A 22,379-nucleotide genomic window follows, 5' to 3' on the forward strand; every position below is an offset into this window, starting at 1 on the left:
CCGAAAGTCCCATACCCGAGTGGCCCACCAGGCACAGGATGAAGAATCCGCGGACCATGCGAACATCACGAGCGGGGAAGCATGATCAGAGATCATCTGTCACGCCGTCGCGGACAGATACTGGTGGCGATCGTTCTGTCAGCGGCAAGTGCCGGATTCTCCATCGTACTGCTCGGCTACCTCAACCGGCTGGCCGCCGACGGGGTGGCTGGTGGAGTCGCACAGGCACTGCCGGTGGGCATCGGCTTGATCCTGATCATGTTCGTGACCAGCATCGCTTCCGGAACGTACCTGGCCAGGTTCGGCTCGGCGACGATCGCGGAGGTGCGCGCGGACCTCTGCCTTCGCTACCTCAAGCTGGACTACGAAAAGCTGCTCGAAATCGGCAAACATCAGGTGACCGGCAGCCTTGTCGCCGACGTCGGCAGACTTGCCACACTGTTCACGGTACTGCCATTGTTCTTCTTCAACGGAATGATGGTGCTGTTCTCGTTCGGCTATCTCGGCATCATCTCGTGGCAGCTTTTTCTCATTTTTGCCGCATTCATGGCATTCGCCATCGGTTCGTCGCTCTATCTCATGGGCAAAGGCGCTCGCGCGATGGCGGCAATCCGTGACGAGGAAGACGAACTGTTCGAGCACTTTGCCGCAATCGCGAACGGCAAGAAAGAACTCCTGCTCAACCCGGCGAGAGCCGATCATTTCTCCGGCGTCGTCGGCGAATCGATCGAGCGCAACCGCAAGCTCGGTTACGCGCTGCAGAAGTGGTGGAACCACGGCGGCACGTGGTCGAGCACGATGATCTTCACCGCACTGTTCACGGTAGTGCTGCTCGGCACAAGCTGGCTCGACGTACCGCCGGTGACCCTGATGCAGTTCGTCATCGTGGTGCTGTACCTGATGAATCCGTTGAACTACGTGATCGTGGCGTCGCAGGACATCGCACAGGGCTTCGCCAGCGCACGCAAGATGAGCTCGCTCGGCCTGACCGCACCGGTGACCACATCCCCGGCAGCAGCGAAACCCGCGCAGTGGCAGCAGATCACCGCATCCGGCCTGCGCTACCGGTACAACGCGTCGGACGCGCACGGTTTCGCGTTCGGCCCCGTGGACCTCACGGTCAACCGAGGCGAGATCCTGTTCGTCATCGGCGGCAACGGAAGCGGCAAGTCGACCCTCGCGCTGCTGCTGACCGCGCTGATCAAGCCGGACGGCGGGCACCTCGCCGTCGACGGCGAGCCGGTCGGCGACGTGCCGGGCTACCGGCAGCTGTTCAGCACAGTGTTCTTCGACTTCCACCTGTTCGGCCACGTCGTCGACCGGACAGGCAAGCCCGCACCGGACAAGACGCTCACCACCCTGCTGCGAAAGATGGACCTGCAAGACAAGGTCAGCTCGTCAGGCGGCAAACTGTCCACAATGGACTTGTCGCAGGGCCAGCGGAAACGGCTGGCCCTCGTACAGGCCTATGTGGACGATGGCGAGATCTTCCTTTTCGACGAGTGGGCAGCCGACCAGGACGCTGAGTTCCGCCGCTACTTCTACCTCGAACTGCTGCCAGAGCTGCGGGCGCGTGGCAAGACAGTCATCGCCGTCACCCACGACGAGAAGTACTTCGGCCAGGCCGACCGCCTGGTGAAGCTGGAACAGGGCCAGATCAGCCCGGCAGGCGCACAGGATCACGGAGGAACCACCCCATGCACCCCTTCAACGACGCCGTCGAACAGTACGAACGAGACGGTTTCGCCATCTTCCGCAACGTGATCGACGCGGACCTGCTCGCCGAGGCCGACCAGCACGTGAAATGGCTGACTGGCAGATACCCGGACCTGCGGCCCGAGCACTTCCACCACCCACTGATGCGCGACGACGCGTTCTGGGTGCGACTGGTCAGCGACGAACGGTTGCTCGACATCGCCCAACTGTTCCTCGGCCCGGACATCGCACTGTTCACCGCGCACTACATCTGCAAACCGCCATTGGACGGTCAACCCGTGCTGTGGCACCAGGACGGCGCCTACTGGAAGCTCGCCCCGATGGACGCACTGACCCTGTGGCTCGCCGTCGACAAGACCACCCCGGAGAACGGCTGCCTGCAGATGATCCCCGGCAGTCACCGGATTCCGCTGGAAGATCCACAACTGCGCACCGACACGCCGAACATGCTCTTCTCCTCAGCGAGCGAATCGCTCGTCCAGCAGTGGATCGACACCGCCGAAGTGGTCGAGATCGAGCTGAACCCCGGCGACGTGTCCATCCACCACCCGAACATCCTGCACTGCTCGGCGCCCAACACCTCACCAACCCGGCGCTGCGGACTGGACATGGGATTCATCCGAACCTCGACAAGCATCACCAACGAAGGCCTCTACCTCGACCCGATCCTGATGCGCGGCGCGGCGGTGGCCGGCGTCAACAACTACCGCGCATGGCCGATGTTCGACGAAGCCAACACCATCCCGTTCAAAGGCCACGAGCAGTGGAACGACCGGGCGACGCTACGCAACATGTACGGCAGTTTCCAGTCCGGCGCGGACACCGAGACACCGATCGCCACCACCCACCGAATGATCGAACGCCTCAAGCAAGGAACCGTGAAGAACTGAGGAGCCGTCGGCACTCCCCGCGCCGACAACTTCGAATGGCCCAGCCATGCGAATCCGCCCGGCCATTCACCACATCCAGTGACAGACTGTCACCCTCCGTCGCTCGTTGCGGGAACGTTACCGGTGAGCAGCCAGTCACCGACTTCGGAGGACGCCTCGATGAGCCAGCCCGACTACGTTCCGCGCACATTTCCCGTCTCGATCAAGGGCGTGGTCGTGCGCGACGGAAAAGTGCTGCTGCTCAAGAACGAGCGGAACGAGTGGGAACTACCTGGAGGCCGGATCGAACTCGGCGAGACACCCGAAGAGTGCGTCGCACGCGAGATCACCGAAGAGACCCAGTGGAAGGTGACCACCGGGCCGATCCTCGACACCTGGATGTACTACATCGACGTGGCCGAGAAGCACGTGTTCATCGTGACCTACGGCTGTTACGTGAACGGCGACACCGAGCCAGTGCTTTCCCATGAACACAAGGAAATCGGCCTGTTCACCGAACACGAGGTGCCCACTTTGACCATGCCGGACGGCTACAAGCGCTCGATCGCCACTTGGTACGACCGGCTGCGCGAGGACACCCCGGAACTGATCGGATAAGGCGGACGGTGCTGCGCGGAGCTGAGCAGGTTCGCCACCGAGCCTGTTTGCCCCACCTGCCATGCCAGCGCCAAGCACCAAACCGGCGTCGATCCCGGCTCCTCGGGCTCACAAGTCGCCGCCTCTGACGGCGCAACCCTCTGACCGGTCAGCTCCTGAACGACAAAACCGCAGCTCACACGGGGTGAACTGCGGTTTAGCGGTGGAGCCGCCTAAGGGAATCGAACCCTTGACCTACGCATTACGAGGACTCGGGAGCCCTGTCCGAACGTGTCCACGTCCGTCCGTTTGCGCTGGTCAGTGAGACAGCTGGAACAGTTGGGGGCTCTCCGGACAGGGCCGGACTGAGACGGGAACTGAGACGGCGGACGGGGGCCAGGAGCGCGCCTAGCGTTCGCCACCTGCATAGCACTCGGAAGTGCTAGACCTAGCACCCGCGCTAGCGGCTGGCACGCAGCTTGACCAGCGCGCTAGCGACTAGCAGGCCACTACGGCTGAACCAGCAGGGAGGCCGCGGGAACCCCTCCTGTGAGGTGGATGAGGCCGGGATGAGTTCGGCCAGCGCGGGATGAGTTGCCTCATTCCGCATGAGGCGCGGCCGACCTGCACGAATGAGCGGAATGAGGGGAATGAGTGCTTGCCGCGGCCTGCCCGGCAGGCTCCCCGGTTACAGGCGTGCGCGGACTGCGACAGGCCTCATTCAGCCCCTGCCGGGCCAGGCGTCGCGGGAGGCCTTACGCGACGGCACGGTAGCCCTCTCCCTCTACCCGGGTAGACCCCTGTGGCATGGGTCGTGACCAGCGCGGTAATGGGGGGGGTAGACACCCGTCGAGAGGACGTGACGGGGGAATTTCCGGGCCGGACGCAGGATGGCCTGTCGCTGAGCGCTGGACCATCCACACCAGGCGAGTCGAGATAGGCGCTCTACGGCATCTCAGGGCGTGATCGCTGGGGATCGCCCCCACCTTTTCCAGCCTCTTCCTCTCCCGAGGCCAGACAGGGCGGTGTCACTCCCCTGCCACTCAAGTTTCCGCAGGTCAGGCACCATAGAGTGACAAAGTTACAGGTGTGACAGCGACGCAATGGCCGATTGTCACACCTTTCGGTTGAGAACCCCCACCGTGTGTCCTAACGTGCCCCGATTTTCTCGCAGTACTCCCCACTGTTCCAGGAAACTCAAGCCCGCCCAGCGTCGATTTAGCGCCAATGTCACATTTTTGCCTCTTCGCGACGGACGTGGCCCCTTGTGTCAAGGTCTGACGACGGGTCCAATCTAGGGTTTATGCGCGTATAACACCAGGCAAAGGAGAAAGTCTAACATCAAGTAAAGGAGAGAACATGGGTATGCCCTCATGGAGGGTCAGCTTCATCTCGGCTGGCGCCCTTCTGTTGACCCTGGTCGCCCTGTCGACAGTTAAAGTGAGTGCGCACGCAACAGTGGCCGCGCCACTGCCCAAGCAAGCCTTCGTCGAGATCATCAACGTAAACAGTGGAAAATGCCTTGATATTCGCACCGAGGACGGCGCTTTCAATAACGGAGCTCGTATACAGCAAATTAATTGCAAGGGCATCCCGGGGCAAAGATGGAAATTTGTCCCGGTAGGCGACGGCCGCCACCACCAAATAGTTAGCGAGCTAAGTGGCAAGTGTATTGATGTTAACGGCGGCTGGATCGGTAATGGCGTGCCGATCATCCAGCATGATTGTCATTCCGGATGGAATCAGCAATGGGCAATTACCGCCTTGGGAACCTTTCCCGTCCAGACATACACGTTTACCGCTCGTCACAGCGGTCAGTGTCTTGACGTCCCGAGATCCTCTACTGGAAATGAAGTACCTCTCTGGCAACATACCTGCAACGGTACCGCTGCCCAACAGTTCAGGCTTCGCTGACAGCGGCTTGCGCTGATCACTGTCGGCAGGTCGGCCCCTGGCGAACTGAGCCCTAATATCTGAGACCCGACGCGGCCTCTAGGTGTGACAGTGCCGCTAGCCAACTGTCACACCTGGCCGCCACCGGGCGAAACCTGTTATGCCCCTAACGCGCCAAGATTTGGTCGCGATACTGCCACGCTCGCGCCAGAATGCATGCGCCCGGCGACGCCATCGGCTCAGAAGTCAGCAGCCGTTGCACGGTTTCCTCAGTAAACGGCAATCCTTCCGAAACTGAGTTTGAATCGGCCGCGGTAACCAGTACGCCCTCCGTGTTAATACGCACAGTCTCGCCGAAAAGTTCGTCAAAGACGTTATCGTCCATCACGACCACCGTAAGGATGGTCGCAGTCAAAGTCAGCGTATCCAAGCCCACGCCGACGCAATACGCTGCGACTGTTCCGTCGCGCCTAGCTTGCTGCAAGCTTCGATAGAGCGACCACCCTTCGTAGTCCAGGGGTTCATTCTGACTGCCGTCACGCTCAGGCTCCCCAAGCAATTCCTCAGAGTACTCACGAACCATATTGCGCCACAGGTCGAAGTCGTTATTCCGATCCCAGGATTTAACGCTAGAGGGCTGAAACTCGCCCGCCGGGATGAGACCGTAGATTCCCGCGGCCGTCGCAACTTTAGCCGGATCTCGTCAGTGCAGCAGGAAAGTAGCGTTTCCTGTCTCCCGATTCCGACGAAGAGTCAATGTCTCGATTGCGGGCATGACGGCCCGTCGGTGGAGATCAAAGGGGTCACCGATCAGCGCACGAAGCGGCAACGCGGTCCAGTCTTGCGCGGCTGCTTCCGTTTGCGCGCGGACCACCGCCGCTAGTTCATGCGCAGCGGCCTCTGACGCATCCAACTTGTCAAAGTAGGTTCCTAGTCCGAACTTCATTCGGCTCGAACCGGGTTTTAGTTCGGCCTCAAGGAGTCGATAACTCGCGCGGTTCTCAAAGAGGGACGGCGGGTCCGAGATACCGAATTGCGGAAGTGTATCGATCAAACCTACGTCCAGGTGCCCGCAATGGCAAAACAGCCTGCGCCTCCGGTTCCGTGCCTGTCACCGGAATATCGGCCGTGTCGTCTAGTACGACAGCAGCACAGTGTGATCTTGGTGCGGGGTCGTGATCATGGGTGCGGCCACCGCGTGATCAACTTCGAGGTGTGATTGGACTCGAGGAAGACGCGGTGGCCGCGTCGGAGACTGTAGTAGACGAGGGTTTCGCCCGCTGGCAGGCCGGGTTTGACGACATGTTCGCGCTGGTAGCTGGCCGGTTCGCGCAGGCCGATTCGCGTGCCCGTGCTCAGAAGTACCTACTAGGGCTGCTGTCTGGTGTGGAGCGCAAGAACTCCTGGTCGTTGGCGGAGCTCGCCGGGGAGAGCAGCCCGGACGGCATGCAGCGCCTGCTGAACTTCTACCGCTGGGACGCCGAGGCGGTGCGCGACGATGTGCGTGGCTACGTGCTGGCGCATCTGGATGACCCGAGTGGGGTGTTCGTCGGCGACGAGACCGGATTCATCAAGAAGGGCACCAAATCCGCGGGTGTGCAACGCCAGTACACCGGCACCTCGGGCAAGATCGACAACTGTCAGGTCGGCGTGTTTCTGACCTATGTCTCCCGGCATGGCCGGGCGTTGATCGACCGGGAGCTCTACCTGCCGCAGAAGTCCTGGTGTGCCGACCGGGATCGCTGTCGCGAGGCCGGGATCGGCGACGAGGTCGAGTTCGCGACCAAACCCGAGCTGGCCCGCCGGATGCTCGCCCGGCTGCTGGAGGCCGGGGTCACGGTGGGCTGGTTCACCGCGGACGAGCTCTACGGCGACAACCCGGCCCTGCGCGACTGGCTGGCCGAGCAGGCGGTGAACTACGTGCTGGCGGTGTCCTGCGATTACCAGGTGACCACGCCGACCGGGCCGGCGCGCGCGGACGTGCTGGCCGGCCGGGCACCGGCGCGGGGCTGGCAGCGGCTCTCGGCCGGGCGGGGCAGCAAGGGCCACCGCTTGTATGACTGGCTGCTGATCGATCCCGGTCCCGGCGAGCGGCATCAGCTGCTGGTGCGTCGCTCGATCAGCGATCCGACCGATCTGGCCTACTACGTCTGCCACACCGCCGGTCCGGTGCCACTCGCGGAACTGGTGCGCGTGGCCGGATCCCGTTGGGCGGTGAAGGAAACGTTCCAGTTCGCCAAGAACGAGACCGGGCTGGACCATTATCAAGTCCGCAAGTACATCGCGTGGTACCGGCACATCACCCTGGCCATGCTCGCCGCGGCGTTCCTGGCCGTGACCGCCCATACTGAACGCATCCGCACCCCACCACCGCCCCATCCGGCGCCGGAAAAGGGAGCGCCAGAACCGATCCTGACCGGCTGATCCCGTTATCCTGCAACGAAATACGACGACTCTGGGCCACCCTCACCCGTCCAATACACCCCCGAGCACACATCCAGCACTGGTCTACCTGGCGCCGACGCCACCAGACCCGCGCCCGTCACAGCCACTACCAGCGACAACACCGCACATATCAACAGGCATAACACTGTGCTGCTGTCGTACTAGCCAGTCAAGCTCGATATCTTCAAGCCGTACCGGTCCGTCTGGCATCCAATCTGATGGTGCCATGAATGGCGCCGGTCCGACGCGAAGGTCTGGCCTGTAAAGGTCTGCCGCAACCTGCGCAAGTTCGCCGCGATGACGGTTTAGGTACCGGCGGACACGTCGCCACTCTGTCTGGGCTAGTCGGCTACATCCATGGCAAGCCGGTACATGCATGTGCCTGACGAGATCAAACAGGGCATCGCGGGCCAGCTAGACAACCTGCTCTTGGCACCGCCTGACGACCGGCGGGAGACGGGTTAGATCACGGGTTAGGTCCGCGCTGGCGGGTTAGATTGCTAACCCAGCGGGTTGGGTGCCTGATTCGGCGCCTGAGCTGGGCAAAGTTAGGTGGGTTAGCGGTTAGCTCACTCGCACGACCTACCGCAGGGGGCTGAAATGGCCGCCTGGCAAGAGGTTTCATCGCACCTAACTGAGACGGAAACTGAGACGAACGCCCGGCCGCCGTGACGGATGGCCGGGCGTTGTCGCTGGTCAAGCATGGAGCCGCCTAAGGGAATCGAACCCTTGACCTACGCATTACGAGGACTCGGGATAGTCGTTCGAGGCAGTCCGTAGCCGTACGTTCGCCCTGGTCAGTGACACGGCTGGAACAGGAGGGGGTTCTCCGGACAGGGCCGGACTGAGACGGCCGGACGGGAGCTAGAGCGCGCCTAGCGTTCGCCACCTGCATAGCACTCGGAAGTGCTAGACCTAGCACCCGCGCTAGCGGCTGGCACACAGCTTGACCAGCTCGCTACTGATTTAGCCGCATTACCGTGTAGCCACGCGGTAATGCGCGGCCCGTCGGGCGCCCGGTACGCTGCTGGTCATGGCTCAGCCTGACGAATTGGAAGCCCGCGTCGCCGCCCTGGAGACACAAGTCCGGGAGTTGGCCGACCGCGTCAGGCTCAGCGAGCAGGATGCAGCCGCCGCCCGGGTTTTGGCTGGCGGGGCGGACCGCGATGTAGCGGAGATTCGCGGCGAGATCCGCGACTTCCGGCAGGCCACGACGTCCAGCTTCAACGCCATGCGTGAGGACGTGGCCGACCTTCGCACACAGGTCAGGGACGGATTCACCGAAATGCGCGGCAAATTCGACGCCACGGCCGCCGGGCAACAGCAGATTGTGAACCTGCTCAACACCATCATCGGTCAGGGCGAACAGCGAGACGACCAGTAGCCGCCGCTCTACCGGCGAGTCAGCAGCGTTTCAAGCGTCTCAGCTGGCGTTGCACATCGAAAGCCCGTGTCGTCGTCACACATGCTCTCGGCTGCGTCATTGAAAGAAGACGGCGTAGTTCCAGCATCAGGAGGAGCAAGCCGAACAGCGGCGCTTGGCCGCGAACCTGTGGCAGGACAACGGATGGGTGTTCACTCAGCCCACCGGCAAGCCGATCGATCCGCGTGCGGACTACCAGGAGTGGCGAGACCTGCTCACCGTGGCAGAGGTCCGGGCGGCACGGCTGCACGACGCGCGCCACACCACGACAACCATGCTGCTGGTCCTCCGGACGCCTATCCGGGCCGTCATGGAGCTGATGGGCTGGACGGCGGCATCCATGGCCAGCCGGTACATGCACGTGCCGGACGAGATCGAGCAGGGCATTGCCGGGCAGATGGGCAACCTGCTGTGGTCACCGCCGGGCGACCAGCGGGAGGCGGGTTAGATCACGGGTTAGGTCCGCGCAGCCGGGTTAGATTCCTAACTCGGCGGGTTAGGCGCCTGATTCGCGCCGCGAGCTGCGGGAAGTTAGCGGGTTAGGTGGGTTAGGTCCACGTGCGACACCCCGCCGCAGAGGGCCGAAACGGCAGTCTCACAAGGGATGCCGTCAGAGCTAACTGAGACGCGAAATGAGACGAACGCCCGGCCACCATGTTCGGTGTCCGGGCGTTTTCGCTGGTCAAGCATGGAGCCGCCTAAGGGAATCGAACCCTTGACCTACGCATTACGAGTGCGTCGCTCTGGCCGACTGAGCTAAGGCGGCGTGTCCTCGACAAGTGTAGCGGGCCCCGTCGAGGCGTTTACGACCACCCGCTCGGGTGAGTCACCGATCGGCTGGTCGGTCGTTGGATGTGTGACGGCGGTCGCAAGAGGAGGGGTCCGTTCATGCGCAGTAGCGCTTTCGCTATGCCAGCGGTTGTGGCTGTGCTCGCGCTTGTGGCCGCTCCTGGCGCCGCGTTGGCGCAGCCGCCTGCGACGACGCCGATTCCGCCGCCGAACAACCCGAACGACCCGCCTGCTTCCGCGCCCAATGGTCCCCAGCCGCTGGGGCATGCGATCGGGGACGCTGGCACCGCGCTTTCGATGATCCGGTTGTTGCCTGCGTCGGCTCCGACCAACACGATCCTGCCTGGTTATTCCGACAAGTTGCCGAAGCAGTCCGCGCTTGAGGTTGGGTTCGGGTTGTCGAGCGCTCAGGTCAACTCCGAGTCCTATCTGGCCACCGAGCACTCCATCGCTCAGGCTTCGCCTGGTGGGGTCGCTGTTCAGGGCAAGAGTCCGCAGTCGCCGGGTTCGGTCGCGCAGACTTCTCCCCCTGACAACACGAAGCCTATGACCTTCGGGCTCAATCCGCCGCAGACTCCGCTGGACGCGTTGGTGCGGGTTGGGTTGATGAACGGGAGTGCGCACGCGCGATGGAGCGAGACTCTTGGCCCGTGTGTCACGCCGTTGTCCGACGCGAGCACGTCAGTTGCCAATTTGAGCCTGTTGAACGCGATTCCGACGCTTCCTGGCACCACCGATCTCACCGGGAAGCTCACTGACTCCAAGCTCAATCCTGATCAGCTGACCGCTCTCACCGATCAGCTCAAGGCTTTGCCTGGACCGTTGGCTGAGCTCGGCGGACTGCTCCCGGGGCCAGGCAGCGGTAAGGGTGATGGGTCGCTGATCAGCCTGCCGAACACGTTGTCCACGCGGTCGGTCGTCGAACTCGTCGACATTCCCGGTTCGGCGAACAAGGCCGTGCGGTCGACGTCCACCCTTCAGGTCGCCAGCCTCAACCTGCTTGGTGGGACGCCGTTCGCGATGTCGATCAACGTCGTCAGCCAGCCGACGCTCCAGGTCACGTCCACCGGCGACGCCAAGACGTCGACCGTCAAGTACGTCGCGCCGGTCCTTCAGGTCAAGCAGGGCGACAAGGTTCTGTACACATTGGACGCCGCGCATCCGACTTTCGATGTGCCCATCGGCATTCCGCTTCCCGGCCTGAGCAGTCAGTTGCCGGACGCGTTCAAGAAGCTTCCGCTCGTCGGCGATCTCGCCAACGCGCTGCCGAAGGACTCGCCACTCATCCCCAAGGCCGGTGAGCTCAACCAGCTCAAGCTCGACATCGGCGTTTTCCGGCTGTCCATCGCGGGCCTTCAGCAGAAGACCGATGACATGACGCAGCCGTTCAAGGGCCACCAGCTCGCCGCCAGCGCGCGCATGCTCGACCTGCAGCTGCTGCCGACGCAAGCGCTTGGTCTGCCTGGCCTTCCGTCCGCGTTGGCGCAGGTGTCGCTGGGTGAGCAGATCGCGCGGGCCGCGGCGCCGACCGGCGGGGTGGTGTGTGGGACCGCGGGCGGGCCGCCTGCCAAGGCACCACCACAGAAAGAGCCGCCGCTCGCGTACACGAGCGCGTACCAAGCAATTCCGATGTTCTGGACGGGCACGACGCTGCTGATGCTCGGCGTCATCATGGTCGCCGCGCTTCCCCGGCGGCGCCGCGATCAGCCGTAGTAGAGCGTGGTCACCATTGCCTCGACGGCAATGCGTGGCTTGACGTTCAGCTCGAGCGCCTCACGACAGGACAGCACTGCTTCGAGGCGCCGGAGCGTCGACTCAGGCGACCACGATGCAGCAGCGGTCCGCGCGTCCTTCGCGTGGTCAGGGTGGTTCAGCGAGGCTTCCGAGCCGCTCGCCGTCACCAGGACGTCACGATAAAACCCAGCCAGGTCAACCAAAGCAAGGTCGAGGGTGTCTCGCTGCGTTCGGGTGGCGCGGGATTTCTGGCGACGCTCGAGCTCTTTCAAGGCGCCAGCTGAACCGCGGGTCGCCGAAGCCGTGCCTTTTCCTGTTCCACCCGCACCCAACGCGGTTTTCAGCGCTTCACGTTCGATCTCGTCACGTGTTCCGCTCTGCTCAGCCGCTTCGTTCTCGGCCACTTTGACCAACTCGTCGGCGAGCGAGAACACGTCGCCAGGGCGCCGCAAACCCAACGGAATCCGCAACACCGCAGCACGGCGGTCACGGGCGGACTCGTCGGTCGCCAGGCGCCGGGCGCGGCCAACATGGCCGCCGCACACCGAAGCAGCCCATGTCGCCGTGTCCGGGTCGACGGAATCGCGCTCTATCAACACTTCCGCGATCGCACTTGCCGGTGGGATACGCAAAGACACGCCACGGCAACGGGATCGGATGGTCACTGACACGTCGTCGGGATGGTCCGACGGCGCACACAACAGGAACACAGTCCGATCCGGCGGTTCCTCGACCGCCTTGAGCAGTGCGTTGGCCGCGCCTTCGGTGAGACGGTCGGCGTCCTCGATGATCACGACCTGCCAGCGGCCACCGGTTGGACGCCTTGCCGCGGTCTGCACCAACGCACGCATCTCAGCGACCGAAATGGACAGACCCTCTGGCACAACGAGTCGGACGTCCGCATGCGTGCCTGCCATGGTTGTGCGGCAACCACTGCACTCACCGCAACCCGTGCCGTATTCGCACTGCAAAGCCGCGGCGAAGGCCCGTGCAGCAACCGAACGGCCCGACCCAGGCGGTCCGGTGAACAGCCACGCGTGCGTCATGCCACCTGACGCGGCTTGTTCACCACGCACGATCAACGCGGCCGCTTGTGCGGCTTTGGTCAGTATTACGACGGCTTCAGCCTGACCGACCACTTGCGACCAGACGGTCACTGGGCCTCCACTGGCGTCCGATCGTCGGCCTCGTCGAGCCCAAGTTTGCGGGCCGCGATCGCGCCGAGCACTGCCATCTGGACTCGCTGCGAAGTGGCTTGGTCATCGTCGTCCGAATCCACCACGACATAGCGGTCCGGGTCGGACGACGCCATTTCCAGCAGCAAGTCCTGCACGCGCCAGTGGTGGTCGTTGGACTGGTAAGTCGTTGGCGGCAAGGTCGCCGGGTCACGGTCGAGCAGCACGGTCAGGTCGGGCCGCAGTTTCGCGGTCGCCCAGTCCGTCAGCCCTTCCATCTCCTCCGGGTCGAGCCCGGCAACGGCAGACAAGTGGGCGAACGGGCTGTCGACGAACCGCTCCATCACGACGATCGCGCCGCGATCCAGCGCTGGGCGGATCTCACGCTCCACGATGTCCGCCCGTACAGCCGCTGCGACCAATGCGTGCGCGCGTGCACCGGTCAGCTCGGCGCCGGCAAGAACAGCCCTAAGGCGCCGGTCATTGAGCGTCGGATCGGTCGCCAGCAGGATCTCGCGGTTGCCGGATTTACGGAGGAAGTCGGTCAGCAGCCGGGACTGCGACGCGGTGTCCTGCGCCGTATCGCCTTCGATCGCGATCAGCAGACCGGTCGACCGACGCGGCTTGCCACGGATCGCGGCCTTCAGGTCGGCGAGGATCGTCTCGGCGCGGCGGTCGTCCATCTGCCGGTAGGCGATCACGCCGACAAGCGCGGCGATCAACCCGGCGACGAACAGCACCGGCCGGGTGCCGTCGATCCGTACCGCGGTCCCGAAGATCTCCACGTTGCGCGGCCGGACGAGACCGATGAACAACGGCACCATGATCATCGACAGTGCCAGGATGATCTTCATCAGCGACTGGTAGATCGCGTTGATCCGGCCGCGGATGGCGTCTTCGACCTGCGTCCCGATGATCGTGACACCGGTGAGGAACGCGATTCCGGCACACGCGCCGACAAATGCGACCGCGATCAGCGAAACCCAGAGGTGCGGCGACGCGGCGGTCGGCAGCAGACCAAGACCCGCGAGCACGATCGAGATGCCGAACAAGCGGTTGTGCGGGATCCGGCTGGCCATCTTGGTCGCCGACGCCATACCGGTGCCAAGACCGATGAACAGCGCCGCGAACAGCCAACCGAACGCCGAATCACCGCCAAGCAGGCTGGACGAGTACGGCTTCGAACTGCCAACAAGCGCGCCCGCCGCGGCGAAGGCGCCCGTCATACCGATGAGCAGGCCTCTGACAAGCCGCGTGCTGCGGATGAAGCGCAGCCCGTCTCGCAACATCGCCCACAGGCCGGTGTTGTCCTTCGGCGGCTCGTCGTCCGGCGTGTCCGGTTTCTTCGGCGGCGTGGCCACGCGGATCGACAGCTCAGGGATCCGAGTCGCGACGATGACCGCTGACGTCAGGTAAAAAAGGCCGTTGATGGCGACGATGATCGTGGCCATCCCCATGCCGGTGTCGTCCAGCTTGACGTGGAACACCTGCGAGGAGATGCCAGTGATCAGCGCGTAGAGCCCGGCACCGGCGATCACCGAGATGCCCCAGGTCATCACCAGCGCCAGCTGGTTCGCCGTCTCCACTTGGTCCTTGCGGCGCAGCAGGTTGGGCACGGCCGCGTCCTTGGACGGGATCCACAGCAGCTGGCAGCAGCCGACCAGGAAGTTGGCGATCAGCAGCCACACCGGCGTGCCGACGACCGCGATCGAGATCAGCAGGCCGCCGCGCATGACGTCGCAGGCGACCATGACTTTTCGCCGGTCGAACTTGTCCGCGAGCAGGCCGCCGAACGGCGCGAACAGCAGGCCGGGCAGCAGCTGGGTGAGCACGACACCGGCGAACGCGTAGTTCTGGAACGCGTAGTCGTCGGTGAGCTTGGTGATCAGCCCGGTCAGTGCGAGCAGCGACAGCCAGTCGCCGGTGCTGCAGATGAAGCTGACACCCCAGAGGCGGCGGAACGGCCGAATGGCCAGCACGCTGCGGATCCGGTGTGCCAGGGATGCGTCGGAGCGGACCGAGGGAATGTCCTCGACCCGTGCAGTCTGGTCCCCGCCTACGCTGATACGACCCACCTCATTCCGGCACCAGCGTAGCTGCGCCGGATGTCACCCGAAGAGCTGGCTGAACGTGTCGGCAAGGCTGGTGATCACGAAGTACAGAATCACGATTGTGACCAGCACTATCACCATAACTACGGTCATCCCGCTGCGCATGCCAGCCGGTTTGCGCGCCGCGGGCGGCGCCTGAATCCGGTCACGGGTGGCGCGTAGCGTGCGAGCGACGGCGGCAGCCGACGGCCACTGCCTGAGCGGACGCATGATCCCCGGCGCTTCTCTGACTGCCGGAGGTGGCGGCGCGGGAGCAGCCGGTGGTGCCGACTCCTCCTCCGCCAGCGCGTCGACGGCTTCGCGTACGTCCTCGGGACTGGGCAGTTTCGGTGCAGCGACAGGCAGATGTTCGTCACGGCGCTGCGTCGGGAAGTTCGCGCCGGTCACCAGACCGGACAAAGGATCGGACAGCACTGGCGGCGGCGCCGGTTCGTAAGTGCCGTCGACCCCGTTCACTGAGTCTTGTGCCACTCCAGGTCACCCTCCGCTGTCAAAGGCCCCTCTTCAGGGTAGCCCGATGCGGTCTCATCTCCCTCCCAAAGCGTGAGATATGCGTCCCTCGCAGCGAGGCTCACTGCGACATCTGCCATGAGCGGTTCAAAAAAAGACTTGCGATACGTGGCGTCTGTCGCGATCGATGCGGCGAAGTACACCCCGGAGAAGCCAGCGAAGAACATCGAGACCCGGATCAGCTCATCGCTTACTCCGGGTAGCGGAATTGTGAAGAGCTTCCCGCCAGCCGACGGCGGATGCCCAAGCCACCCCGCGATGACGCTGTCGTCGATCGCGATCAGCCCGAAGATGACGAGAAAGCAGAACACCACGAAGGAGAAAACGACGGCCTGCAAAGCCTGCGCGAGGTACACGACGACGGCGAGGTTGGCCTTCTCCCGCAACGTCAACGGGAAGTTGCGGACCTCTTGTGTGAGGCCACGCAATGGCGTGGTCCGCAGCACGACCTCGTAGTCCATCGCGCCGGCCGCACGGTGTTTGGCCATCATGTCGCGGCCCTCGTCACGCAGAATGGCGATCAGGAACAGCGATCCCATCAGCGCGAACAAACCGATGACCAGCCACAGGCTGGTGCGATGGCCGTTGGCTTCCAGCTTCTCGGCGATCTGCCACGTCTCGGTCGAGATGAACCCGAAGAGCAGGAACAGCAGAAGCAACGGCAACGCTCGGCTCGTCAGGCTGCCGATCCGCCCCACGTGCCGAATGGCGACTCTCAGCGCCCAGCCGATGATCGACCCGGCGCCAACGAGGACGAACAGCAGCACCAGGGCCGTGGAGATGACGGCCGAGCCAATTGACGCCGTGAGGTTCTCGCCGAGGCCCGTCAGTTTGCGGACGGCTGGGTACAGCACCAGCCACACGGCCAGCGCGGAGATGGCGATGATGAGTCGCGTTCGCTCGGTACGGCGCCTTAGCGCCCACGCGGCGGTCCATGCGGCGAGCACCGGCGCGATCACCATGGCGAACACCAACGCCACCACGCCGAGGGCCGCTTCGCTGCTGACCGTGTCCACGTCGACTTGTTCGAGTACGTGGTCGACCAGGTGGACCAGCGGCAGGAAGATGATCAGGAACACGAGGCCTGGTGTCGCTCGTGAGATTAGGGGCGTGCCTCGCCTTGCGCGGCGTACGACCATCGGCAACCCACGGCGGCGAAACCACGTCTCAACCGCTCGCCGCTCAGCCCTACCGTGCACAGCACGCCCCTCACCCTGATCAACGTCGGGCTAACGCTAGCCGGTCAAGTTATCCACAGCCTCAGCAAGCCTCTGAACAGGGCAGATAACCGTTCATTCGACCCCCATCACCACCCCTGTGGATAACCTGTGGGCAACCAGCCCGCCCTGTCCCCCCTCTCCGGTAGTGTGAAAATCAGGGGGTCCCCCTCGGGCATTGGCGGACGTGTGTCCGAAAGTGTTGGGGGGTAGGGGTTTCGCGTGATGGTCGGCTTCGGGCCTTGGGGGTGGGGTGCCGGGTTCGGCCTTCGCCCCCCGGTTGCCAGTGTATCGGCGGGTGCCGACAGGCCCGGGTGCTGGCGGGATAGTTATCCACAGGATTTTTTGCCTTTGACCTGCTAAGGCAACAGAAGCTTCATGATCCACAGGGGGTCTGTGGACAACTTCGGGGACCTGACTGTACTGGCACGATGTCGGGCCTAGTGCAGGCGAAAGCTGGCTGGCGACGGCTGGCCGGTGAAGGCGCGAGAGGCAGTGGGCCTGTGTGCTGGCCGACGCAGGGCCCACTACGGGCGAAGAGCACCAGCGACGGCTGGCCTGTGTGCTGGCACGACACCGGGCCCAGCTCCAGCGGAGGTTGGCCGGTGAACCCGCAAATTCGCGGGTGGCCTGTCCGATTTCATGTGGCGAACCCGCATTCAGCAGGGGAACCCGGCGAAAGTTCGAGGCCATCCGAGGTGCCGACTCGCGTGCCCATCAAGATCCGGGCGCCATCCGTGGCCCGGCGTGGCGAAAGGCCTGACGACAGCCAACAGCTGCCGTCAGGCCGTCACCTCAGGACTTCGACTTGGCGCGAGAAGACGTCGCACGCGGCTTGGCCGCGGTCTTCGTAGCCGCTGTCTTCGTCGACTTGGCCGCCGACTTCGTCGCGGTCTTCGTTGCGGCGGTCTTTGTCGCGCGGCGGGCGGGGGTCTTCTTCGGGGCTGGGCCCTTGGCGCGCTTCTCCGCCAACAACTCCGCGGCACGCTCATCCGTCAGCGCTTCCACGCTGTCGGACTTGCGCAGCGACGCGTTGAACTCGCCATCCGTCACGTACGGGCCGAAGCGGCCGTCCTTCACGACCATCGGCTTGCCAGAAACCGGGTCGTTGCCGAGTTCCTTCAATGGCGGTGCCGAGGCCGCAGCCGCGCGACCGCGCTTCTTCGGTTCCGAGTAGATCTTCAACGCCTCGTCCAACGTGACCGTGAAGATCTGGTCTTCCGTCGCCAACGAGCGCGAGTCGGTGCCCTTCTTCAAGTACGGCCCGTAGCGGCCGTTCTGGGCGGTGATCTCGTCGCCGGACGCCGGGTCCTTGCCGACAACACGTGGCAATGACAGCAGCTTCAGTGCGTCTTCCAAGGTCACGTCTGTCAGGGACATGGACTTGAACAACGAACCCGTCCGCGGCTTGACCTTCTTGTTTCCGTTCTCTTCCGGCAGGACTTCGGTTACGTATGGGCCGAAGCGGCCGTCTTTCGCGACGATCTCGTGCCCGCTTACCGGATCGGTGCCCAGCGAGCGGCCTTCCTGCGGGGTTGAGAACAGCTCTTCGGCGATCGCCAGGGTCAGCTCGTCCGGCGGGAGGTCTTCGGGCAGGTTCGCACGCTGCGACTCGCCGTCCACCTCGCGCTCAAGGTAGGGCCCGAAGCGGCCGACGCGCACCACGACCTTTCGGCCTTCGGCGTCTTCGAACATCGGGATCGAGTTGACCAGCCTCGGGTCGATTTCGTCGACGCCCGTGCCGACCAGTTTCTTCAGTCCGCCTGCTCGGCCGACCGAGCCTTCCGGGCCGACCGCTCCGCCGAAGTAGAAGCCCGACAGCCAGTCGTTGCGCTCTTGCCTGCCCGCTGCGATGCCGTCGAGCTCGTCTTCCAACGTTGCCGTGAAGTCGTAGTCCACGAGCCTGCCGAAGTGCTGCTCCATCAGGCCGACCACCGCGAAGGCGATCCACGATGGGACGAGGGCCGCGCCCTTCTTCCACACGTAGCCGCGCGCTTGGATCGTGCTGATCGTCGGCGAGTAGGTCGACGGGCGGCCGATGCCCAGCTCTTCCAAGGCCTTGATCAGGCTGGCCTCGGTGTAGCGGGGCGGTGGGTTGGTCGAGTGGCCGTCCGCGGTCAGCTCGGTCGCGGTCACCGGCTGGTCCTTGACCAGCTGCGGGAGCCTGCGCTCGGCGTCGTCGGCCTCGCCGCCCTGCTCGGAGTCGACGGTCTCGACGTACGCCTTGAGGAAGCCCGCGAAGGTGATGGTGCGGCCGGACGAGGAGAACGTGCACTCTTCGCCGGACGCGGCCGTGCCGACGATCCGCACGGTCATCGTGGTGCCGCGGACGTCCGCCATCTGGGACGCGATCGTGCGCTGCCAGATCAGCTCGTATAGCCTGAACTCGTCCGACTGCAGCTCGTTGGCGACCTGGCCGGGCGTGCGGAACACCTCACCGGCCGGGCGGATGGCCTCGTGCGCCTCCTGCGCGTTCTTCACCTTGCGCGTGTACTGGCGGGGCGTCGGGTGGACGAACTCCTTGCCGTACAGGCTCTCGGCCTGCGCACGAGCTGCCGCGATCGCTGTCTCGGACAGCGTCGTGGAGTCGGTACGCATATAGGTGATGTAACCGTTTTCGTACAGGCGCTGGGCGACACGCATGGTGGTGTCGGCCGAGAAGCGCAGCTTGCGGCTGGCCTCCTGCTGCAGCGTTGACGTCATGAACGGCGCGTAGGGCTTACGGGTGTACGGCTTCTCCTCGACGCTCGCGACACGCATGTCGGCGCCGTTGAGGGCCTCTGCCAGGCGGCGCGCCTCGGTCTCGTCGAGCAGACGCACGTCGCTGGCGTTCTTCAGCTTGCCGTCCGGGCCGAAGTCACGGCCGGTGGCGAGCCTGCTGCCGTCCACAGAGATGAGCCTGGAGCCGAAGGTGCGCGGGTCGGCGCTGGCGCCGGCGTCCATGGTCGCCGCGATGTCCCAGTACGAGGCGGAGACGAAGGCCATCCGCTCACGCTCGCGCTGGACCACGATCCGGGTCGCCACGGACTGCACGCGGCCTGCCGACAGCCTCGGCATGACCTTCTTCCACAGCACCGGGCTGACCTCGTAGCCGTAGAGCCGGTCGAGGATCCGCCGGGTCTCCTGGGCGTCGACCAGGTGCTGGTCCAGGTCACGGGGGTTGGCCGCGGCCTCGCGGATGGCGGGCTCGGTGATCTCGTAGAAGACCATCCGGCGCACCGGCACCTTGGGCTTGAGCGTCTCGAGGAGGTGCCACGCGATGGCCTCGCCCTCGCGGTCACCGTCTGTCGCGAGGTAGACCTCGTCGACGTCCTTCAAGGCCTCTTTGAGCTCGGTGACCGTGGACTTCTTGTCCGGCGTGACGATGTAGATCGGCTCGAAGCCGCTGTCCACGTTCACGCCGAGGCTCGCCCACGACTCGCCCTTGTACTTCGCCGGTACCTCGGCGGCCTTGCGGGGCAGATCACGGATGTGCCCCTTGGACGACTCGACCACGAAGTTCTGGCCGAGGTAGGAGGCGATCTTGCGCGCCTTCGCCGGCGACTCGACGATCACCAACCGGCGCGGTTCGGCACCGTTTGCCGAACTGTCGCTCTTCTTCGTCCGAGTTGCTGCCACGCTTTCCTGCCCTCTGTCCCGCCTGTCGAGATGCTCGACTTCGAGCATCAGCCCGTCAGTGTGCACTGCCCGATGCCACAAGCCGAAGCGGAGGTGGCCCGGAGCACACCAGCATCGGCGTGTCGTACTGCTGCCGCCGATGACCCTCTCTAACTCGCCGAGAGCGTCCGGCTCGTTACCGAAGCGTGTCCCGTCGCACGTGAAACGCGGTACGGCTCGGTCTACCGGCAACTCACTACTAGCACGACGACGTGTCGGTACGCATCACCGGTAGCGACCCTACGCGCGCGAGAGAAATTCACCCAGATGGATGAATCTTAGCGGCTCTTAGACCGGCCAGTACGGCTCCGCTGCCGCCGATGGCACCCGGCCGACCAGTTCGACCAGGCGGCCGATCCGGCGTCGCCCAGTCAGCCGAAGGCCGGGACCGCCACCACGGACCCCGAGCAATCCGGCCGGCAGCCCAATCCGGGTCAGCGCCTGGACCAGCGGCTCATGCGTCTCCGGCGCCCTCGGATCGAGGCCGAGCAGGTAGCCGTTGTCGACCCAGCGACCGGCCGCGAGCACCCATAACCGCAGGGCGGCGCCGTCCAGCGCGAACCCGACCGGCACCGATTTGACCGCGCCACGAGTCCACGCGTCGGCCATGCCGATCAGATCGGTCCGGAAAGCGGTCCTGACCAGCGGGTGGTCCTCCTCGGACAGACCCACCTCAGGATCGATGCCGCGCTCGGCGAAGGCCTGCGCCAACGCGTCACGGCGCCACAGTTCGTCGAGCACCACCGAGAGCCGCGCGGCCCGGCGCGCGAAGTGCGCGACCTGGCCGGAGGTACACAGAAGTCCAGCCAGGTCGCAGACACCCGGCTGGTTGGCCTCGGCGGAGAAGAACGACATCTGCCCCACGTGTCACAGAGTAGAACATATGTTCCAACCCCGCGAGATATCAGTAAGTCGTCTCCTCGGTCGGCGGCGGCGTGGACGACGGCGTCCCGGTACCAGTGCCGGTCGGCGGGGTCGTCGTCGGGAACGAGGGAGTTGTTGTCGGAAACTCGTCAGTGGACGACGGCGGCGGCAAGGCTGTCCTGCTCGCCCGCGTCCTTGAGATCTCCGTACAGCTGTCCGCGCTGCGTGCGGCCGCCTGCAGCTCGGGGAACCGCGTCGCCATGCCTTCGAGCGGATTCACCGGCGGTTTGAGCTGCTGCAGGTCCGTGCCGATCTGCTGAAGCACGCTGGTGGCCCTTGTACGGTCGCTGGCGAGGTCGGAGGACAACTGACGCTGTGACTTGTCCAGAATCTCCTTCCGGCCCTGCAGCAGCGTGATCAAGGTCCGTGTGGCCTCGTCACCACCGGCGACCGGCGCCTGCCCGACCTCACCCAGCTTGACCAGCGTGCCGTCGACCTGGGCCAGCATCGCCTCAAGGGACCGCCGCAACGACGACACAGCGGCGTCCGTGCTGGTCGAGTCCACTTCGAGCTTCACGTCGGCGCTGTCGTACTCAAGGATCACGCCGCAGAGCTTGTCGGCCCACTGCACCGCGGCGACCGTGGCGGCCGACGGAGTCGTCGGTCCTTGCCGGTTCGACGAGCTCGCGGGCACCTGACAGCCAGCTACCAGCAGCAATCCGGCAACGGCGGGAAGGACACGGCGAACGATCAACTGGTCTGCAGATCCTTGCATCGTGGTGCCTTCGCCATCGCGTCCCGCACCTCGGCGGGGTCGTTGTCCTTGAACGGGTCGGCCATCTTGGAGGTCTCCTCGCCGAGGCTCTCCATCACCTGGCCCATCGCGTCCTGGTCACCCGCACGCGCCCGCGCCGCCACTTCCTTGAGGGCGTTCTGCGAGGCAGTGTACGTGCTGATGATCTTGTTCTTCACGTCGTCGCCACCCTTGAGCGGGGCGGGTTCCAGCAGTTTCAGCCTGGCGACCGTGCCACCGAGCCCACCGGCAAGGTTGTCGATGAACTGGCCGAGTTTGGCCTGCATCTGCGTCTGGTCGGCCGCCGTGGCCAGATCACCCATCCGGCCACCGAGCGACCGGTTGAAGTCGCTGATCGGCGTGCACAGGTTGTCCATCCACTTGACCGGGTCGCCGTTGCTCGGCTCCGGTGGCGCGGGTGGCGTCGTCGGTTCGCCGCCACCGCCACCGTTCTCGGACGGCTGCTGCGGAGTGCCGCCGAACTGGCCCGAGGCGTCCTTGGCGCTGTCATCACCGCTGCTCGAGCACCCGGCTAGGGCCATCGCGGCCGCGAACACAACGATCGTGAGGCGACGACTCATGAGCT

At 64.6% G+C, this 22,379-nt stretch carries 17 protein-coding genes and 1 tRNA gene; 8 read left to right on the top strand and 10 right to left on the bottom strand.

All coding sequences use genetic code 11. The features are described 5' to 3' along the window. Positions 1-81 precede the first annotated feature (81 nt). From LWC34_RS41615 to LWC34_RS41630, 4 genes are all read left to right on the top strand, one after another. Positions 82-1,764: a cyclic peptide export ABC transporter gene (locus tag LWC34_RS41615; RefSeq protein WP_235730318.1), complete on the top strand. Its 1,683-nt coding sequence runs from the start codon at positions 82-84 to the stop codon at positions 1,762-1,764. After that, on the top strand, positions 1,698-2,606 hold the full coding sequence (locus LWC34_RS41620; protein ID WP_233730710.1) for a phytanoyl-CoA dioxygenase family protein: 909 nt from the start codon (positions 1,698-1,700) through the stop codon (positions 2,604-2,606). Before LWC34_RS41615 ends, LWC34_RS41620 begins: the two co-directional genes overlap by 67 nt. A 159-nt stretch (positions 2,607-2,765) precedes the next feature. Beyond that, complete coding sequence (locus tag LWC34_RS41625) at positions 2,766-3,203, top strand: NUDIX hydrolase (protein ID WP_233730711.1); 438 nt, start codon at positions 2,766-2,768, stop codon at positions 3,201-3,203. A 1,338-nt stretch (positions 3,204-4,541) separates the two neighbouring features. After that, a complete protein-coding gene (locus LWC34_RS41630; RefSeq protein WP_233730712.1) occupies positions 4,542-5,096 on the top strand; it encodes an RICIN domain-containing protein in 555 nt (184 codons plus the stop codon). Between the two features lie 145 nt (positions 5,097-5,241). On the opposite strand, the gene LWC34_RS41635 is transcribed toward LWC34_RS41630, so the two are convergent. Beyond that, positions 5,242-5,460 carry a hypothetical protein gene (locus LWC34_RS41635; protein ID WP_233730713.1) on the bottom strand — a complete coding sequence of 73 codons (219 nt, stop codon included), beginning with the start codon at positions 5,458-5,460 and terminating at the stop codon, positions 5,242-5,244. A 917-nt stretch (positions 5,461-6,377) separates the two neighbouring features. On the opposite strand from LWC34_RS41635, the gene LWC34_RS41640 reads away from it, so the two are divergent. The 3 genes from LWC34_RS41640 to LWC34_RS41650 all read left to right on the top strand — a co-directional run bounded on the left by LWC34_RS41640 (position 6,378) and on the right by LWC34_RS41650 (position 9,391). Continuing rightward, a complete protein-coding gene (locus LWC34_RS41640; protein ID WP_233731022.1) occupies positions 6,378-7,499 on the top strand; it encodes an IS701 family transposase in 1,122 nt (373 codons plus the stop codon). A gap of 1,054 nt (positions 7,500-8,553) precedes the next feature. Next, entirely contained in the window at positions 8,554-8,904 is a 351-nt protein-coding gene (locus LWC34_RS41645) for a permease (RefSeq protein WP_233730714.1), read from the top strand. Between the two features lie 154 nt (positions 8,905-9,058). Continuing rightward, positions 9,059-9,391, top strand: a complete 333-nt coding sequence (locus LWC34_RS41650; protein ID WP_233730715.1) for a tyrosine-type recombinase/integrase — start codon at positions 9,059-9,061, stop codon at positions 9,389-9,391. A 241-nt stretch (positions 9,392-9,632) separates the two neighbouring features. Here the strand turns inward: LWC34_RS41650 and LWC34_RS41655 are convergent. Beyond that, positions 9,633-9,709 (bottom strand) — tRNA-Thr (locus LWC34_RS41655). 122 nt (positions 9,710-9,831) lie between these two features. On the opposite strand from LWC34_RS41655, the gene LWC34_RS41660 reads away from it, so the two are divergent. After that, complete coding sequence (locus LWC34_RS41660) at positions 9,832-11,445, top strand: hypothetical protein (protein WP_233730716.1); 1,614 nt, start codon at positions 9,832-9,834, stop codon at positions 11,443-11,445. On the opposite strand, the gene LWC34_RS41665 is transcribed toward LWC34_RS41660, so the two are convergent. From LWC34_RS41665 to LWC34_RS41700, 8 genes are all read right to left on the bottom strand, one after another. Further along, positions 11,436-12,623, bottom strand: a complete 1,188-nt coding sequence (locus LWC34_RS41665; protein WP_233730717.1) for a DNA polymerase III subunit delta' — start codon at positions 12,621-12,623, stop codon at positions 11,436-11,438. The genes LWC34_RS41660 and LWC34_RS41665 overlap by 10 nt on opposite strands. After that, entirely contained in the window at positions 12,620-14,716 is a 2,097-nt protein-coding gene (locus tag LWC34_RS41670; protein WP_372496734.1) for a bifunctional MFS transporter/dTMP kinase, read from the bottom strand. Before LWC34_RS41670 ends, LWC34_RS41665 begins: the two co-directional genes overlap by 4 nt. A 33-nt stretch (positions 14,717-14,749) precedes the next feature. Continuing rightward, positions 14,750-15,223, bottom strand: a complete 474-nt coding sequence (locus tag LWC34_RS41675; RefSeq protein ID WP_233730718.1) for a hypothetical protein — start codon at positions 15,221-15,223, stop codon at positions 14,750-14,752. Beyond that, positions 15,205-16,341, bottom strand: coding sequence for a hypothetical protein (locus LWC34_RS41680; protein ID WP_233730719.1), 1,137 nt, complete (start codon positions 16,339-16,341; stop codon positions 15,205-15,207). Before LWC34_RS41680 ends, LWC34_RS41675 begins: the two co-directional genes overlap by 19 nt. A gap of 933 nt (positions 16,342-17,274) precedes the next feature. Further along, on the bottom strand, positions 17,275-20,145 hold the full coding sequence (gene topA, locus LWC34_RS41685) for a type I DNA topoisomerase (RefSeq protein WP_233731024.1): 2,871 nt from the start codon (positions 20,143-20,145) through the stop codon (positions 17,275-17,277). 279 nt (positions 20,146-20,424) lie between these two features. Further along, on the bottom strand, positions 20,425-20,991 hold the full coding sequence (locus LWC34_RS41690) for a hypothetical protein (RefSeq protein ID WP_235730870.1): 567 nt from the start codon (positions 20,989-20,991) through the stop codon (positions 20,425-20,427). Between the two features lie 49 nt (positions 20,992-21,040). Next, the gene (locus tag LWC34_RS41695) at positions 21,041-21,754 is read right to left on the bottom strand and encodes a hypothetical protein (protein WP_233730721.1); all 714 of its coding nucleotides are present in this window, start codon (positions 21,752-21,754) and stop codon (positions 21,041-21,043) included. Then, on the bottom strand, positions 21,751-22,374 hold the full coding sequence (locus LWC34_RS41700; RefSeq protein WP_233730722.1) for a hypothetical protein: 624 nt from the start codon (positions 22,372-22,374) through the stop codon (positions 21,751-21,753). The genes LWC34_RS41695 and LWC34_RS41700 overlap by 4 nt, the downstream gene beginning before the upstream one ends. Positions 22,375-22,379 lie beyond the last annotated feature (5 nt).

This window comes from Kibdelosporangium philippinense (assembly GCF_021390435.2).
Taxonomy (GTDB): Bacteria; Actinomycetota; Actinomycetes; order Mycobacteriales; family Pseudonocardiaceae; genus Kibdelosporangium; species Kibdelosporangium philippinense.

Bases quoted from the DNA above. Each gene is read 5' to 3' on its own strand.
- LWC34_RS41615 (WP_235730318.1), top strand. From the start codon at position 82: ATGATCAGAGATCATCTGTCACGCCGTCGCGGACAGATACTGGTGGCG.
- LWC34_RS41620 (WP_233730710.1), top strand. From the start codon at position 1,698: ATGCACCCCTTCAACGACGCCGTCGAACAGTACGAACGAGACGGTTTC.
- LWC34_RS41625 (WP_233730711.1), top strand. From the start codon at position 2,766: ATGAGCCAGCCCGACTACGTTCCGCGCACATTTCCCGTCTCGATCAAG.
- LWC34_RS41630 (WP_233730712.1), top strand. From the start codon at position 4,542: ATGGGTATGCCCTCATGGAGGGTCAGCTTCATCTCGGCTGGCGCCCTT.
- LWC34_RS41635 (WP_233730713.1), bottom strand. From the start codon at position 5,460: ATGGACGATAACGTCTTTGACGAACTTTTCGGCGAGACTGTGCGTATT.
- LWC34_RS41640 (WP_233731022.1), top strand. From the start codon at position 6,378: ATGTTCGCGCTGGTAGCTGGCCGGTTCGCGCAGGCCGATTCGCGTGCC.
- LWC34_RS41645 (WP_233730714.1), top strand. From the start codon at position 8,554: ATGGCTCAGCCTGACGAATTGGAAGCCCGCGTCGCCGCCCTGGAGACA.
- LWC34_RS41660 (WP_233730716.1), top strand. From the start codon at position 9,832: ATGCGCAGTAGCGCTTTCGCTATGCCAGCGGTTGTGGCTGTGCTCGCG.
- topA (WP_233731024.1), bottom strand. From the start codon at position 20,145: ATGCTCGAAGTCGAGCATCTCGACAGGCGGGACAGAGGGCAGGAAAGC.
- LWC34_RS41690 (WP_235730870.1), bottom strand. From the start codon at position 20,991: ATGTCGTTCTTCTCCGCCGAGGCCAACCAGCCGGGTGTCTGCGACCTG.
- LWC34_RS41700 (WP_233730722.1), bottom strand. From the start codon at position 22,374: ATGAGTCGTCGCCTCACGATCGTTGTGTTCGCGGCCGCGATGGCCCTA.